The following is a 14,343-nucleotide window of genomic DNA, read 5'->3' as shown; positions in this document are numbered from 1 at the left end:
GAGCGTGGCCCGGTCCGCGGCGCGATGACCGCCGAGGGGTCCGATCCGCTCGACGACTACCGCCGGTCCGGCTTCGCGGGCTCGGTGGGGTTCGGCACGCGGCCCGCGGTCCTGGTCATCGACCTCGCCCGCGCCTACGTCGACGACTCCTCGCCGCTGCGTGCGCCGGTGGAGTCGTCGGTGGCGGCGTCGGCCCGGCTGGTCGCGACGGCGCGTGACCTGTCGGTCCCCGTCGTCTTCACCCGGGTGAGCTATCGCGTCGATCCGGACACCGGCGAGATCATCGACGGCGGACTGTTCGTCGAGAAGATCCCCTCGCTGCGGGTGTTCGCCGAGGGTTCGCCGCTGGCCGACTTCGTCGACGACCCGCGGCCGGTCGGGGCCGAGGTGGTGGTCACCAAGCAGTACGCGAGCGCGTTCAGCGGAACGTCGCTCGCGGCGACCCTGAGCTCGCGGGGGATCGACACCCTCGTGATCTGTGGTCTGTCGACGAGCGGCTGCGTCCGCGCGACCGCGACCGACGCCCTGCAGCTCGGGTTCCGTCCGATCGTCGTCGCCGACGCCTGCGGCGACCGCACGGTGGAGATCCATGCCGCCAACCTGATGGATCTGCAGGCGAAGTACGCCGACGTCATCGACCTCGAGCGCGCCGTGTCGTTGCTGGCGGGGTCCGCCACCGGTTGACCTGCGCGCGGAGAACGTTTCGATCTCGTCGGTAACGTTCTCCGGGCTCGCGACGAGATAGGTGCGACGCGCTCTCTATCTCGAAGGACACCACGCATGGCTTGGATCCCCACCGACCACTTCCCGGCACCCGACTCCACGGGCGCCGCGACGCGACCGGCATGGCTGCGACCGGCGGTCCTCCGCCCGGTGGCCATCGTCCTCGCGGTGTGTGTCGTCCTGTTCGCGCTCGCCGCACTGCTGGTCAGCAACAACAAGGCCGGCGCGCTCATCGGGCACCCGGAGAAGCTGCGCCCGGGCTGCACGTGGGATTCGTCGGGCAACTACGTCCAGAACTGCAAGGTGTGGTCGCCGTCGAACAACCGGTGGGTCATCGTGCAGATCCGGGCCTCGAACACCAGCACCCAGGGCGTCTACCTCCTCGACGGGATGCGCGCACGCGACGACCGTTCGGCGTGGACCACCGACGTGCAGGCCGCGAAGGTCTACGACGGCAAGTCCGACACCACGTTGGTGATGCCGGTCGGTGGCGCGTCGTCGTTCTACACCGACTGGAACGGTGGCGCCGGCGCCGCGAACACCCCGATCAAGCAGGAGACCTTCCTGACCTCGGAGCTGCCCGACTACCTCAACCGCGAGTTCGGTGTCGCCAAGAGCGGCAACGCGATCGTCGGTCTGTCGATGTCGGCGGGTCCCGCGGTGACGTTGGCCGAGAAGCACCCCGAGCAGTTCAAGGTCGTGCAGGCGATGTCGGGGTACTACCAGACCAACAACCCGCTCGGCGCCCTCGGCGTCTTCGCGACGCAGACGATGGTGTCCAACTACACCAACGGCATCCTCAACATGTGGGGTGCGCCCGGCAGCGCCCAGTGGCAGCAGAACGACGCCTCGCAGAACCTCGCTAAGCTCAAGGAGAACGGCCAGGTCCTCATCGTCTCGTCGGGCAACGCGTTCCTGTCGCCGTCGGAGATGCGCAAGCTCAAGCCGGCCGATCAGATCAGCGCCATCCTGCTCGAGGCGCTCTCGGCCGTGTCGACGATCCTCTTCCAGCTGCAGGCCGCCCAGGCCGGCGTCTCGGTGATCACGATCCCGAACTACGGCGGTCACGACTGGGAGAACTGGAACCGCGCGCTCCAGGCAGGCAAGACCAATGTCATCGACGCGATGAAGGCGGCACCGCCGGTCACGAACAAGACCATGGTGCTCAACGCCGCGCGGATCGCCTCGGCGCCGTCGTCGTCGGAGTCCTCGTCCGCCGCGTCCACGACGTCGTCGTCGAGCAGCTCGTCGGCCGCGCCGTCGGCGAGCTCGTCGTCCTCCTCGGCTGCCGCCTCGTCCTCGTCGACCTCGCCGTCGTCCTCGGACGCCTCGGTCAGCACCACCCCGTCGGCCGCCCCGGCACCGTCGAACACCTCGGCCCCGGCCTCGGCTGCGGCGAGCACACCGGTGTGTGCTTCGGTCGACCCGTCGGCGACCGTCGCTGCGAACACGTCCGCAGTGCCGACGTGCGCGCCGGTCAACTGACGCGTCGAGGTCAGGCCGGCCCGGTGCGGAACTGCGTGTCGGGACGGTCGGCGACCGCGGTGTCGATCCGGTAGGTCATCTCGTCGGACATGGTCGGCAGATCGTCGAGCGGGAACCACCCGCAGTCGGTGTTCTCGTCGTCGCTGACGGTCGGTTCACCGGACACCCACCGCATGCGGAACGTCAGATCGAGGTACTGCGACACGTCACCGTTGGGGTAGGTCACCGGTCTCGTCACGTGCGTCGAGGCCAACCGTTCGGGTTCCACCACACACCCGGCCTCCTCGAGCACCTCGCGCACCGCGGCGACGGCGGGTTCCTCGCCGGGGTCGATGATGCCGGTGACCGGGGTCCAGGCCCCGTTGTCGCTGCGCTTGACCAGTAAGACGTGCCCGTCGCGCAGGACGACCGCGGTCACCCCCGACAACCACAGCGGCGCATGGCCGATCTTCGAGCGCAGGTCGACGATGAAGTCGGGTGTCGGCATGCCGACGACTGTATTCGGCCGCGCCCGACACGACCGTTCCATGCGGTCCCGGCCCTCGATTGGGCACGTAACCCCGCCAGTTGGGCACGTAAACCCGCCAGTTGGGCACGTCAATGCCCCGGTTGGACACCCGACGGCACGTCGGTCCCGGTGGGTCGGCTGCCTCGGTGATCTCGTGCCCAGCTGTGGTCGTTACGTGCCCAACTTCGGTCGTTACGTGCCCAACTGTGGTCGTTACGTGCCCACACCGGGGTCTGCTGTGAGCGAAGTGCTGGATCTCAGTCTTTGTAAGCGTGTAATCATGTAATCACCCAACCAAGGAGTGGTGACATGAAAGAACAGAATCGCGGCGGACGTCGTGGTGGATGGCAACAGGCCGAGCTGCCGGATGCGGGTGACGCATCGGCCTGGTTCGTCGGGCGGCTGCCCGACGAATGGTTCGACGGCGCGCCCGAGGTCGTCGTCGATCGTGACGAGATCACCGTCGTCGGCACGCTGACGGCGCCGAGCGGTGACGGGGGCAGCGCGGCCGCAGAAGGTCGTGCCTCCCGATTCCGCGAGGACACCCGTGAACAGCGGATGACCATCGCCGACGAGGCCCAGGCCCGCTACGCCCGGAAGGTGTCGTGGGGCGTGCAGGTCGGCGAGCAGCGAATCCTGTTCACCCACCTGGCCGTTCCGGTGATGACGCGGCTGCGTCAGTCCGAGCGGCAGGTCCTCGACACCCTCGTCGACGCCGGGGTGGCGCGGTCGCGTGCCGACGCGGTGGTGTGGTCGGTGAAGCTCGTCGGCGAGCACACCGAGGCCTGGCTCGCCGAACTGCGGGAGGCGATGGACTCCGTGGACACGCTCCGCGCCAAGGGGCCCCAGATCTGAATCAGCGCCGGGCCAGCAGGCGTTGGAGCGCCGGACCGTACACCGACACCACCTGTGCCGGAGTGAGGTCGACGATGCTGGGGACGCGCAGTACGTAGCGCATCATCGCCATCCCGATGAGGGTCGAGGCGATCACCTCGACGGCGACGTCGGTGTCGGCGCCCGCCGCGTCGACCGCCGGCCGCACCTGCGCGGCGAAGATGGTCCGCATCTGTTCGGCCGCAGCCGGTTCCGTGGCCGCTGACGCCAGCAGGAGTTGTAGGGACTCGCCGTGCGGGCCCTCCCAGCGGTCGAGGAACGTCTCGACGATCACCGCGCCGAGGCGGCGCCGGTGGACCTCGGTGAAGTCGGGCAGGTGGAGGTCGACCGACGTCGCCGCCTCGTAGAGACCGCGCTTGCTGCCGAAGTAGCGCATCACCAGCGCGGGATCGACGCCGGCGTCGCCTGCGACCGCCCGCACGGTCGTCGCGGCGAATCCCTCGGAGGCGAACCGCCGCCGGGCCGCCGACATGAGTGCGGCGCGTGTGCGCTCGGCGTTGCGGGCGGTGTCGCCGCGAGTGGTCGTATCGGGCATGGGACGAAGTGTATGTCAACGACCGTTGACTCCGGCGATGGGTCGGAGCTAAAGTCAACGCATGTTGACTTCCACGCAGTCGTCGGTCCTGGTGGTGGGCGCAGGCCCGACCGGCCTGACCGCGGCAACGGCTCTGTCGGCACGCGGCGTGACCGTCCGGATCGTCGACGCCGCGAGCGAGGGCGCCAACACCTCCCGCGCCGCGGTGGTGCACCCTCGGACCCTCGAGGTGCTCGAGGCGGTGGACGTGACGCGTCGGATCCTCGCACGCGCCGTACGCGTGCCCCGCTTCGACATCCGTGACGGGTCGAACTCGATTGCGCAGCTGGATTTCTCGACGTTACGCACCGACTACCCGTTCACCGCGATGATCTCCCAGGCCGACACCGAGGCCATCCTGCGCGACCGGCTCACCGAGGGTGGTGTCGCGGTCGAGTGGAACACCCGACTCGACGACCTCGACGCGGACGGCCACGCCCGCCTGCGCGATCCGGCGGGGGTGTCGCGGACCGCGCGGTTCGACGCGGTGATCGGTGCCGACGGGATGCGCAGCGCGGTGCGCGACGCTGTCGCGATCGGCTTCCCCGGATCGGGGTACGAGCAGTCGTTCGTCCTCGCCGACGTGTCGATGGCGTGGCCGGTTCCCCGCGACACCGTGTCGTTGACCTTCGCGCCCGAGGGTCTCGCGGTCGTCGCGCCGCTGCCCGACAATCGATTCCGGGTCGTCGCGACGGTCGATGATCCGCCCGAGCATCCCACCGGCGCCGACATCGAGTCGCTGCTGCGCGCTCGCGCGGACGCCGCGGAGGTCGGGGACGTCGCCTGGAGCGGTCGGTTCCGGGTCCACCACCGTCTGGCCGAGACCTACCGTCGGGGCGTGGTCTTCCTGGCCGGCGACGCCGCACACGTCCACTCGCCGGCGGGCGGCCAGGGGATGAACACCGGGATCCAGGACGCGCTGGTGCTCGCCGAGATCCTCACCACGGGAGCCGATCCGGATTCCTACGAACGTCGTCGTCGCCCGGTCGCCCGCCGCGTGTTGCGGCTCACCGACCGTATGACCCGCGCGGCGACCGTCGACGTGACCGGTGCCCGGGCCGTCCGCAACACCGTCATCCGCGCCGGCCTGAGCGTCCCACCGATCCGGCACCGCATCGCGATGGAGATCTCCGAGCTCGCCTATCGTTGACCGCGTCGCACCCGCGTGTCGTGGAAGGGGAGAGTCGTGATCGAGACCTGGCGTCTGTGGACCGGCGAAGACGGTGACTCGCACACCGAACGCGGGGTCATCGACCTCCATCCGGAGCGCCTCACCAGCAGTACGGCATCGGCGACGAGTGTGCACTTCGCCGAGACCGCTCCCGGGGCCGACCTCGGGTGGCACCCGGCGCCGCGACGCCAACTCGTCATCACGCTCAGCGGGGTGCTGCACTTCCGGACCCGCGACGACGAGGGTTTCACGCTCCGCCCGGGGGTGGTGCTGCTCGCCGAGGACACCACCGGCACGGGTCACGTGTGGCACCTCGACCCCGACACCGCGTGGCGCCGCGCCTACGTCGTGCTCGCCGACGACACCGACGTGGGGTTCCGGGCCGACAACTGAGCGCAGGCGCACACAGCGAGGACGTCCGAGGGAAGGACGCCCGGGGGAGATGTCTCACAGGCGGAATGATCCGCACGCATGCCGTCGTTGACCTCTCCCGTGACCACCCCCGCGCTGTTCGAGCCCCTCACCCTGCGGTCGCTGACCGTCCCCAACCGTGTCTGGCTGTCGCCGATGTGTCAGTACAGCTGCTTCGCCCGTGACGGCGTGCCCACCGACTGGCATCTCGTGCACCTCGGCTCGCACGCCATCGGTGGGTTCGGGCTGATCCTGACCGAGGCGGCCGCGGTGACCGCCGACGGACGGATCAGTCCCGAGGACGCGGGCCTGTGGACCGACGAGCAGGCCGCCGCGTGGCGTCGAGTCACCGATTTCGTCCACGCCCAGGATTCGCTCATCGGCGTCCAGCTCGCGCATGCGGGGCGCAAGGCCTCGACGTACTCGCCGTTCGCCGATGGCGAGGGTTCGGTTCCGGAGTCCGAGGGTGGTTGGGAGGCGGTGGCGCCGTCGGCCATCGCCTTCGACGGATACGCCACCCCGAGGGCGCTCACGGTCGACGAGATCGGGGACGTGGTGACCGCATTCGGCGACGCGGCCCGGCGCGCGTCGTCGGCAGGCTTCGACACCGTCGAGATCCACGCCGCCCACGGCTACCTGATCCACGAGTTCCTCTCGCCGCTGTCGAATCACCGCGACGACGCCTACGGCGGCGACGTCGCCGGCCGCACCCGACTCGCGATCGAGATCGCCGACGCCGTGCGCGCCGCGGTCGGCGACGCGATGCCGGTGCTGTTCCGCATCTCCGCGACCGACTGGACCGAGGGTGGCTGGAGCGCCGAGGATTCGGTGGCGCTGGCGCAGGTGCTGCGTGAGCACGGCGTCGACCTGGTCGACGCCTCGACCGGCGGCAACGTGCTCGCCGACATCCCGGTCGGGCCGGGGTACCAGGTCGAGTTCGCCGCGCGCGTCCGCAGCGGGGCCCGGATCGCGACCGCCGCGGTCGGGATGATCACCGACCCCCAGCAGGCCGAGACGATCCTGGCCACCGGACAGGCCGACGCGGTGTTCCTCGCCCGTGGTGCGCTGCGTGACCCGGCCTGGCCGTTGCGTGCCGCCCACGACCTCGGCATCGGACACCACGACGCGCCGTACCGTCCGCAGTATCAGCGGGGCGCCTGGCGCGACTGACGGCGTCCGATCAGGCCGGTCGGTGGATGAGCAGGGGGAGGACCGCGGCGGCGCCGGCGTCACGCAGGTGCGCGCCCGCCACGGTGATGGGCCACCCCGACCGTGACGAATCGACCACGAGCAGAACGGTTCTGCCCGCCACGTCGGGTGCAGGTTGCATCGCCGCCCGCCAGTGCGCGGCCTCGTCGGCGCCGGAGGCGTCACGACCCGGATCGCCCGAGGTGTCGATCGGTTGCGTCGCGCGGTCCAACGAACCGACCGACGCGAGGTGGTCGGCCACGTGGTCGGCGATCGACCGTCCCGATCCGCCGGTGGTGAGCGAGACCGCGATCTCGGGTCGCTGCACCCAGGTGGTGCGCCACGCCGACAGAGCCGCCACGGCGGCCGAGGAGATCTCACCGAGGGCATCGTCGTCGCCGCGTCGCGCCGCGGTCAGGGTGTCGGTCCACTCCGGTGCATCCGCGTGGACGAGGACCTTCCCCGGTTCGGTCGCGAGATGGCTCGGGATGCGTCCCTTCGCGCCGAAAGCGCCACCCGGCCACATCTTTCGCGGGTCGAGATCGTGGGCACCCGAGCGCAGGGTGGCCGACACCGCGCGCACCGTCTCGGGGTCGGCGGCGGCCGTGAGCCCGTCGGACAGAGCCCCGCGGCACACCGAGCATCGCCCGCAGGCGGCGACCTCCGGATCGTCGAGTGATTCGACCAGCAACGCCATCAGGCAGCGTTCGCCGCGCGTGTAGGCGCGCATGATGTCGGCCTCGCGACGGCGTGTGTCGATGATGCCGTCGTAGTGCTCGGCGTCGTAGGTCCACGGCGTGCCCGTCGATCGCCACCCGCCGTCGACGCGCTCGACGGCGCCGTCGACCGCGAGCTGCTTGAGCATGAGCTCCACCCGCGTGCGCCGGATGCCGGTCGAGGCCTCGATCGCGATCGCCGACGGAGCCTCGTCGGACCGTCCGAGTTCGTCGAGCACCGTCGCCATCTGCTTCGGGTCGGGGATCGTCGCGGTCGCGAAGTGGTCCCAGATGCCTGCGTCGGCCCCGGACGGCAGCAGTGCCACCACGGCGTCGTCGATGGCGCGACCGGCACGACCGACCTGCTGGTAATACGACACCGGCGACGGAGGCGAACCGACATGCACGACGAACCCGAGATCGGGCTTGTCGTAGCCCATCCCGAGCGCCGACGTCGCAACCAACGCCTTGAGGTCGTTGTCCCGCAGACCGTCCTCGAGGAGGTGGCGGCGATCGGCATCGAGCTGTCCGGTGTAGGCGGCGACACCGATCCCCTCACCGTGCACCGCGATGATCGCGTCGACGAGCCGCTGCGCGTCGGCGACGGTGAGCACGTAGACGATGCCCGATCCGGGCAGTCGGTCGATGTGGTCGACCACCCAGCCGTAGCGCTCGATCGGCGTCATCGCGTCGAGGACGTTGAGCTGCAACGAGCGGCGCGCCAGCGGGCCGCGCAGCACCAGGGTGGCCGAACCGAGCTGACCGGCGACGTCGTCGGTGACGCGGGCGTTGGCGGTGGCCGTGGTCGCCAGAACCGGCATCGCGGGGTTCACCGTCTTGAGGACATCGGCGACGCGGCGGTAGTCGGGACGGAAGTCGTGGCCCCAGTCGGAGATGGCGTGCGCCTCGTCGATCACCAGCAGGCCGAGGGTGTCGGCGACGGCGTCGAGGACGCGCCGACCGAACCCCGGATTGGCCAGGCGCTCGGGCGACACCAACAACACGTCGAGCGCACCGCTGCGGAGATCATCCTCGATGGCCGACCAGTCACCGATGTTGGCGGAGTTGACCGTTGCCGCCCGCAGACCCGCCCGGTGGGCCGCGGCGACCTGATCGCGCATGAGGGACAGAAGAGGCGAGACGATGAGCGTCGGACCGGCACTCTCGGAACGCAGGATGGCCGTCGCCGCCCAGTACACCGCCGACTTGCCCCACCCGGTGGCCTGCACCACCAACACCCGCGACCCCGGTGTCGTGAGCGCGGACACCGCGGTCAACTGGTCCTCACGCAGCGTGGCGCCCGGCCCGGCCAGGGCCTCGATGACGGTGGTGGCGGTGGCGGCGCGCGCCGTGGTCCAGGTGTTCGCTTCGGTGTCCATCGCTTTCCGACGCTACCGGCGACGCACGACACCGACGGTGCCGGCGCCGGGGTCACCACGTCGTTTGTCCACAGGTGGACGTCGCGATGCGAGACTGGGCGCATGACGGATCGGTGGGCGCTGGCGATCGACATCGGCGGGACCAAGGTGGAGGGTGCGCTGGTCGACGACCGTGGCGCCGTGCTCGGTGCGACGCGATGCCGAGCGGGTACCGGCGGAGAACGTTCGGCGGCCGAGCTCGACGTGTCGGTGCTCGAGGTCGTCGACGGTGCCCTCGATCGCGCGGCGGCCGCAGGCGTCGCCGACGGCTCGATCGTGGGCGTCGGGGTCGGTGTCGCCGGGCCGATCGACGAGCGGGCGGGAACGGTGAGTCCGATCAATCTCCCTGCCTGGCGCGAGCATCCGCTGCGCTCGGTGATCGCCGCACGCGTCGGGGAACGTTTACCCGGTGTTCCGCTGGAGTTCCATCGCGACGGCGTGGCGATCGCGCTCGCCGCGCATTGGGTCGGTGCGGCGCACGGTGTGGCGAACATGATCGGGATGGTGATCTCGACCGGTATCGGCGGCGGCATCATCCTCGACGGCCGGGTCGTCACGGGCAATGCCGGGCACATCGGTCAGATCGAGGTGTCCGGTGCGACAGGGGAGTTGAGCCTGGGGAGTCGTACAACGTTGGAATCGGTCGCCTCGGGGCCGCACACCGTGGCGTGGGCTCGCGGGCAGGGATGGCCGGGGACCACCGGTGAGCAGTTGGCGGCCGCGTTCGCCGCGGGCGACGATGTCGCGGTGCGTGCCGTGGAACGGTTGGCGGCGCTGGTGGGCCAGGGCGTCTGCAGTGCCGCGGCACTGCTCGACATCGAGGTCGTCGCGATCGGGGGCGGGTTCTCGCGGGTGGCGCCGGATCTCATCGACCGGATCGGGGCGCACGTTGCGCGACACCCGTTGGACTACGTGTCACGAGTCCGGGTGATCGAGGCCGGTCTGGGTGACGAGGCGCCGCTCGCCGGCGCCGCGGCCTTCGTCCATCTGGCCGATCGGCTCCCCGCGGCGCGGTGAGCACCCCGAACAGCAGTCAGCCCCGTCCACCGATCGAAATCGGTTCGGGACGGGGCTGACTGGAAGATCAGGTGGAGATCAGAGCGCGGTGACGCCGACGGCCTGCGGGCCCTTGTTGCCCTGCTCGGTCTCGAAGCTCACGCGATCGTTCTCGTTGAGGCTGCGGAATCCGCCGCCCTGGATCTCGCTGTAGTGGACGAAGACATCCTTGCCGCCGTCGTCGGGGGTGATGAAGCCGAAGCCCTTGTCAGCGTTGAACCACTTGACAGTTCCCTGAGTCATGGGAGATTTCCTTTGTTTCCAGTGTGCGAGAAGGCGCAGCTCACGCCATCTCGGGTTACAACTACGGGTGCGGAAGGAAATCTTGCGAATGTCCCGACGCCCTCGCGTGTAAATTCTTGCGAGCGACTATCGAACACAAAAACTTGTACCGACGACAAGTCAACAGGTAACGCGGGGTCGTGTCAACCCGATGGGCTCGCGCGTCGCGGAATCATCGACACCCGATCGGTGTCACTTCCCGATGACTCGGTCGGCGATGTCATGGAGCACCTCGAGCGAGCCGTCGTACGGCGCGGTGTCCCTCGGCCAGTGGCAGATCACGTCGCTGAAGCCCAGTTCTTCTGCCCGCCCGACCATCTCGATGTAGAGCTCGGTGCTCGACAGGGAGACGACGGGTGAGGTGTCGATGCTCAGGTAGGTCGGGAACTCCGCTCGGTCGCGACCGGCGCGTTCCAGGGATGCCTCGAGATGGCCCACCGAGGTCGCGACGCCTGCGAACCACGCCTCGATGTCGTCGGCCTTCGGTCCGGTGGTGATCCAGCCGTCGCCCGTGCGTGCCGCGTAATCGATCGACCGGGGGCCGTTGCCCGCCAACAGGAACGGGTTGCCGGGGCGGATCGGCTCGTCGCGCAGCCGCATGTCGGTGGTGGAGAACCACCGTCCGGTCGTGGTGAGGTGGTCGGTGCGCAGCACCCGGTCGAGGAGATCGGTGAACTCCTGGAGGCGGTCGACGCGATCGCGGGGACTGGGGGCCGGGCCGCCGAGGAGGGTCGAGTCGGGGTCGCCACCGGCACCGAGTCCGAGCAGGAGTCGATCATCGGAGATGTCGGCCAGCGCCTGGAGGTCGCGCGCGAACGGCGCGGGGTGCCGGTAGTTGGGCGACGCGACGAAGACGCCCAGCCCGATGCGCGAGGTCGCGGTCGCGGCGGCGGTGAGGGTGGGGATCGCCCCGAACCACCGCGATTCGGGGAGACCGCCCCACACGACGTGGTCGTAGGTCCATGCGTGATCGAACCCGAGTTCCTCGGCCTCGACCCACAGTGGACGGGCCTCGCGCCAGGGGTGTTCGGGCAGGATGGCGATTCCGTGGCGCATGGGTCCCGACGCTACCGCCCGGCCGGCACGGGGTGTGGGGATCATTCGGCCCACCGTGAGTCCAGATCTTCCCGCACCCGCGCGACCGGAGTTGGGTGGTCGCGTGACCAGCTCTCTCGCCTACAGCGCGACCACCACGTCCGACGCCGATCTCGACGCACGCTTCGCACCGATCTTCGCCCGCATCGCCTCCGGTGCACTCGAGCGCGAGGTGGATCGCCGCCTCGCGTTCGATGAGGCGGGGTGGCTGAAGGAGGCGGGATTCGGGGCGCTGCGGGTGCCGGTCGAGTTCGGCGGCTCGGGGGCGACGGTTCGCCAGCTGTTCCGGTTGCTCATCGATCTCGCGGCCGCGGAATCGAACCTGCCGCAGGCCCTTCGGGTGCACTGGAGCTTCGTGGAGGACCAGCGGCTCTCCACCGACACCGAGGCGCGTGAGCGCTGGCTGCGGGCGGTGGCCGACGGTCGACTCGTCGGCAACGCCATCACCGAGCCCGGTGTCGGGGCCGTCGACCGGTACCGCACCACCGTGCGCCGCGACAGTGACGGACTGGTGGTCAACGGGACGAAGTACTACAGCACCGGCAGCCTCTACGCCGACCACATCCTCGTCGCCGCCGACCTCGACGGTGAGCGGGTGTCGGTCCTCGTCGACGGTGACGCCGACGGCGTGAGCCAGCACGACGACTGGGACGGCTTCGGCCAGCGCCTGACCGCCAGCGGCACAACCGAGTTCACCGACGTCCGCGTCGGGGAGGATCGTCTCCTGGGTGCCGGCTACGGCCAGGCGGGGCGCACCTACGGCACCTCGTACCTGCAGTTGGTGCAGCTCGCGGTGCTCGCCGGCATCGCCCGCCGCGCCACCGACGACGCGATCGACTGGGTGCGCTCGCGCACCCGCAGCTACACCCACGCCGCCGCCGACCTGCCCCGCGAGGATCCGCTGGTCCAGCAGGTGATCGGCCGGCTGTCGAGTGCCGCCTTCTCCGCGCGCGCCACGGTGCTCGCCGTCGCCGACACCCTCGACGTCGCGCTCGACGACGCGCTGGCCCGTGGGCAGTTCGACGACGCCCTCCTCGACGCGGCCGAACTCGCGTCGTCGCAGGCGCAGGCCACCGTCATCCCGCAGGTCCTCGAGGCCACCACGCAGCTGTTCGAGGTGGGCGGCGCCTCGATCGTGTCCGAGCGGCTGCGTCTCGATCGGCACTGGCGCAACGCGCGGACCATCGCGACGCACAACCCGCTCATCTACAAGCTGCAGGCCGTCGGGGCGTTCGAGCTCAACGGCGACGACCTGCCGTACGCGTGGAGTGCGGGCAAGCGTCCCACCAGCTGATCGGTTCACCGCGCTGCTAGCGTGCGGCGCGTGGAGTTGATGACCGCGACCGACGCCCAGGCGTACTGGATGTCGGCCACGATCCCCAGCGACCAGTTCCTGCTCTACTGTTTCGACCGCGGTGCGGGAAGCGGCGCCTCGATCGAGGAGATCGGGCCGGACCTTCTCGAGCGCGCGGCGGAGATCGACGATCTGACGGTGCGGATCGCCGAGGTGCCCCGCGGCCTGGACTTCCCCTACTGGGTGCACGCGCCGGTGTCGACGCGGCAGCTGCGACGGCATCGGGCGCGGGGATGGGACGACTGTCTACGCATCCTGGGTGCGGAGATGGCGGACCAGATCGACCTCCGCGACCACGGCTGGCGAGTGCATCTGTTCGATCCGATCGCCGATGCCCCCGGGGTGGACGGCCCCGCGGTCGTCGCGGTGCTGCAGATCGCGCACGCCCTGGCCGACGGCGCGCTCGCCTCCGACATCGCACGACGACTGTTCGGATCGGACCCCCTCGTGTCCGTACGGGACGTCCGCACCTTCTCGCCCACGAAGGCGGCCGCGCGAGCGGTGGTCTCGGTGCCGGTACGCGCAGTTCGTCTGGTCGTGGCCGCCGTCGGTGCCCACCGTGCGCATCGCCGGCGCGAGCACGACATCGCCGCGGGTCGGGTGTCGGCCGCCCCCGCCGGCGGTCGGTTGGTGGCCGTCAACACCCGACCCGACCACCGCCGTGAGCTGCGCACGGTCCACACCGACCGCGATACGTTGCGGGACATCGGTGGATCGGTGACCCGCGGCGCCCTGGTGGTGATCTCCGAGGCCCTGTCCGAGCACCTCGACGTCGACCCGTCGGGCGGTCTGCGCGCGGAGATCACCATCGCCAAACCCGGTGTCCGTCTGGCGCGCAACCACTTCCGCAACGCGGGAATCGATCTGTGGATCACCGAGTCCGACCGCGCCGTTCGTGCGCGACGTATCGGTGACGAGGTCGCCGCGGCGGTGGAACGCGCCGCCCACCCCGCGACCGTGGCCGAGTCGCGAGCCATGGCGTCGGTACCGGCGGCAGTGATCCGTTGGGGTGTGGCGGGTTTCGACGCCGACGTCGTTCCCGACACGATGACCGGCAACGTCGTGGTGTCCAGCGTGCACCGCGGAGCCGCCGACCTCGTTCTCGGCGGCGGGCGCGTGGTGTTCACGACGGGTTTCCCGGCGCTGTCGCCGATGCAGACGCTGACGCACGGCGTCCACGGCATCGGTGACCGCGTGGTGATCTCGATCTGTTCGTCACCGACCGGTCTCGCCGACGTCGACGCCTACCGGGATCGTCTGGCCGCGCGACTGAACGCCTAGACCACGTCGGTCAGATCACCGTCGGCCGAGCCGGATCCGGCGTCGGCCCCGGGGAAGGCGGAGCAGGGGGAGTGGGCCCAGGGGGAGTGGGCGCAGGGGGAGTGGGCGCAGGAGGAGTGGGCGCAGGAGGATCCGGCATCGGGGGGCCGGGCTCGGGCACGGGCGTCGGTATCGGCGGGCCGGGATC

The 14,343-nt window shown here is 70.3% G+C and carries 14 protein-coding genes; 9 read left to right on the top strand and 5 right to left on the bottom strand.

The genetic code is table 11. From position 1 onward, the window contains the following. The first annotated feature begins 24 nt into the window (after nucleotides 1-24). Together ASG12_RS14105 and ASG12_RS14100 are read left to right on the top strand one after the other, a co-directional pair. On the top strand, nucleotides 25-684 hold the full coding sequence (locus ASG12_RS14105; protein ID WP_055790552.1) for an isochorismatase family protein: 660 nt from the start codon (nucleotides 25-27) through the stop codon (nucleotides 682-684). 96 nt (nucleotides 685-780) lie between these two features. Next, on the top strand, nucleotides 781-2,208 hold the full coding sequence (locus tag ASG12_RS14100) for an alpha/beta hydrolase (protein ID WP_200932783.1): 1,428 nt from the start codon (nucleotides 781-783) through the stop codon (nucleotides 2,206-2,208). A 10-nt stretch (nucleotides 2,209-2,218) separates the two neighbouring features. Here the strand turns inward: ASG12_RS14100 and ASG12_RS14095 are convergent, their stop codons facing one another. After that, a complete protein-coding gene (locus tag ASG12_RS14095) occupies nucleotides 2,219-2,695 on the bottom strand; it encodes an NUDIX hydrolase (protein WP_055790549.1) in 477 nt (158 codons plus the stop codon). Between the two features lie 330 nt (nucleotides 2,696-3,025). On the opposite strand from ASG12_RS14095, the gene ASG12_RS14090 reads away from it, so the two are divergent. Further along, complete coding sequence (locus tag ASG12_RS14090; protein WP_055790547.1) at nucleotides 3,026-3,571, top strand: hypothetical protein; 546 nt, start codon at nucleotides 3,026-3,028, stop codon at nucleotides 3,569-3,571. Between the two features lies 1 nt (nucleotide 3,572). Here the strand turns inward: ASG12_RS14090 and ASG12_RS14085 are convergent, their stop codons facing one another. Continuing rightward, nucleotides 3,573-4,145, bottom strand: coding sequence for a TetR/AcrR family transcriptional regulator (locus ASG12_RS14085; protein WP_055790544.1), 573 nt, complete (start codon nucleotides 4,143-4,145; stop codon nucleotides 3,573-3,575). A gap of 61 nt (nucleotides 4,146-4,206) precedes the next feature. Between ASG12_RS14085 and ASG12_RS14080 the strand changes: the two genes are divergently transcribed. The 3 genes from ASG12_RS14080 (at nucleotide 4,207) to ASG12_RS14070 (ending at nucleotide 6,936) form a co-directional block, all read left to right on the top strand. Further along, nucleotides 4,207-5,334, top strand: a complete 1,128-nt coding sequence (locus tag ASG12_RS14080) for an FAD-dependent oxidoreductase (protein WP_055790541.1) — start codon at nucleotides 4,207-4,209, stop codon at nucleotides 5,332-5,334. A gap of 36 nt (nucleotides 5,335-5,370) precedes the next feature. Next, on the top strand, nucleotides 5,371-5,748 hold the full coding sequence (locus ASG12_RS14075; RefSeq protein ID WP_055790538.1) for a hypothetical protein: 378 nt from the start codon (nucleotides 5,371-5,373) through the stop codon (nucleotides 5,746-5,748). Between the two features lie 99 nt (nucleotides 5,749-5,847). Continuing rightward, nucleotides 5,848-6,936 carry an NADH:flavin oxidoreductase/NADH oxidase gene (locus ASG12_RS14070; RefSeq protein ID WP_055790535.1) on the top strand — a complete coding sequence of 363 codons (1,089 nt, stop codon included), beginning with the start codon at nucleotides 5,848-5,850 and terminating at the stop codon, nucleotides 6,934-6,936. Between the two features lie 10 nt (nucleotides 6,937-6,946). Here the strand turns inward: ASG12_RS14070 and ASG12_RS14065 are convergent, their stop codons facing one another. Next, nucleotides 6,947-9,049 (bottom strand): RecQ family ATP-dependent DNA helicase, encoded by a 2,103-nt coding sequence (locus ASG12_RS14065; protein WP_055790532.1) that lies wholly within the window; start codon nucleotides 9,047-9,049, stop codon nucleotides 6,947-6,949. A 102-nt stretch (nucleotides 9,050-9,151) separates the two neighbouring features. Here ASG12_RS14065 and ASG12_RS14060 point away from each other — a divergent pair, with 102 nt between their 5' ends. Next, nucleotides 9,152-10,105, top strand: coding sequence for an ROK family protein (locus tag ASG12_RS14060; RefSeq protein ID WP_055790531.1), 954 nt, complete (start codon nucleotides 9,152-9,154; stop codon nucleotides 10,103-10,105). A 78-nt stretch (nucleotides 10,106-10,183) separates the two neighbouring features. Here ASG12_RS14060 and ASG12_RS14055 read toward each other — a convergent pair whose 3' ends face one another. Further along, complete coding sequence (locus ASG12_RS14055) at nucleotides 10,184-10,387, bottom strand: cold-shock protein (protein ID WP_045823485.1); 204 nt, start codon at nucleotides 10,385-10,387, stop codon at nucleotides 10,184-10,186. A gap of 231 nt (nucleotides 10,388-10,618) precedes the next feature. Then, nucleotides 10,619-11,482, bottom strand: a complete 864-nt coding sequence (locus tag ASG12_RS14050; protein WP_055790529.1) for an LLM class flavin-dependent oxidoreductase — start codon at nucleotides 11,480-11,482, stop codon at nucleotides 10,619-10,621. Between the two features lie 103 nt (nucleotides 11,483-11,585). Between ASG12_RS14050 and ASG12_RS14045 the strand changes: the two genes are divergently transcribed. Together ASG12_RS14045 and ASG12_RS14040 are read left to right on the top strand one after the other, a co-directional pair. Next, nucleotides 11,586-12,815: an acyl-CoA dehydrogenase family protein gene (locus ASG12_RS14045; protein WP_055790526.1), complete on the top strand. Its 1,230-nt coding sequence runs from the start codon at nucleotides 11,586-11,588 to the stop codon at nucleotides 12,813-12,815. 30 nt (nucleotides 12,816-12,845) lie between these two features. Continuing rightward, nucleotides 12,846-14,156 carry a hypothetical protein gene (locus ASG12_RS14040; RefSeq protein ID WP_082501985.1) on the top strand — a complete coding sequence of 437 codons (1,311 nt, stop codon included), beginning with the start codon at nucleotides 12,846-12,848 and terminating at the stop codon, nucleotides 14,154-14,156. Nucleotides 14,157-14,343 lie beyond the last annotated feature (187 nt).

Origin of the sequence: Williamsia sp. Leaf354 (genome assembly GCF_001424365.1) — a bacterium.
GTDB lineage: Bacteria > Actinomycetota > Actinomycetes > Mycobacteriales > Mycobacteriaceae > Williamsia_A.
Note: the sequence above shows the minus strand (reverse complement) of the source record. Positions and strands in the feature narration are given on the sequence as shown.

Bases quoted from the DNA above. Each gene is read 5' to 3' on its own strand.
- ASG12_RS14105 (WP_055790552.1), top strand. From the start codon at position 25: ATGACCGCCGAGGGGTCCGATCCGCTCGACGACTACCGCCGGTCCGGC.
- ASG12_RS14100 (WP_200932783.1), top strand. From the start codon at position 781: ATGGCTTGGATCCCCACCGACCACTTCCCGGCACCCGACTCCACGGGC.
- ASG12_RS14095 (WP_055790549.1), bottom strand. From the start codon at position 2,695: ATGCCGACACCCGACTTCATCGTCGACCTGCGCTCGAAGATCGGCCAT.
- ASG12_RS14090 (WP_055790547.1), top strand. From the start codon at position 3,026: ATGAAAGAACAGAATCGCGGCGGACGTCGTGGTGGATGGCAACAGGCC.
- ASG12_RS14085 (WP_055790544.1), bottom strand. From the start codon at position 4,145: ATGCCCGATACGACCACTCGCGGCGACACCGCCCGCAACGCCGAGCGC.
- ASG12_RS14080 (WP_055790541.1), top strand. From the start codon at position 4,207: ATGTTGACTTCCACGCAGTCGTCGGTCCTGGTGGTGGGCGCAGGCCCG.
- ASG12_RS14065 (WP_055790532.1), bottom strand. From the start codon at position 9,049: ATGGACACCGAAGCGAACACCTGGACCACGGCGCGCGCCGCCACCGCC.
- ASG12_RS14060 (WP_055790531.1), top strand. From the start codon at position 9,152: ATGACGGATCGGTGGGCGCTGGCGATCGACATCGGCGGGACCAAGGTG.
- ASG12_RS14055 (WP_045823485.1), bottom strand. From the start codon at position 10,387: ATGACTCAGGGAACTGTCAAGTGGTTCAACGCTGACAAGGGCTTCGGC.
- ASG12_RS14050 (WP_055790529.1), bottom strand. From the start codon at position 11,482: ATGCGCCACGGAATCGCCATCCTGCCCGAACACCCCTGGCGCGAGGCC.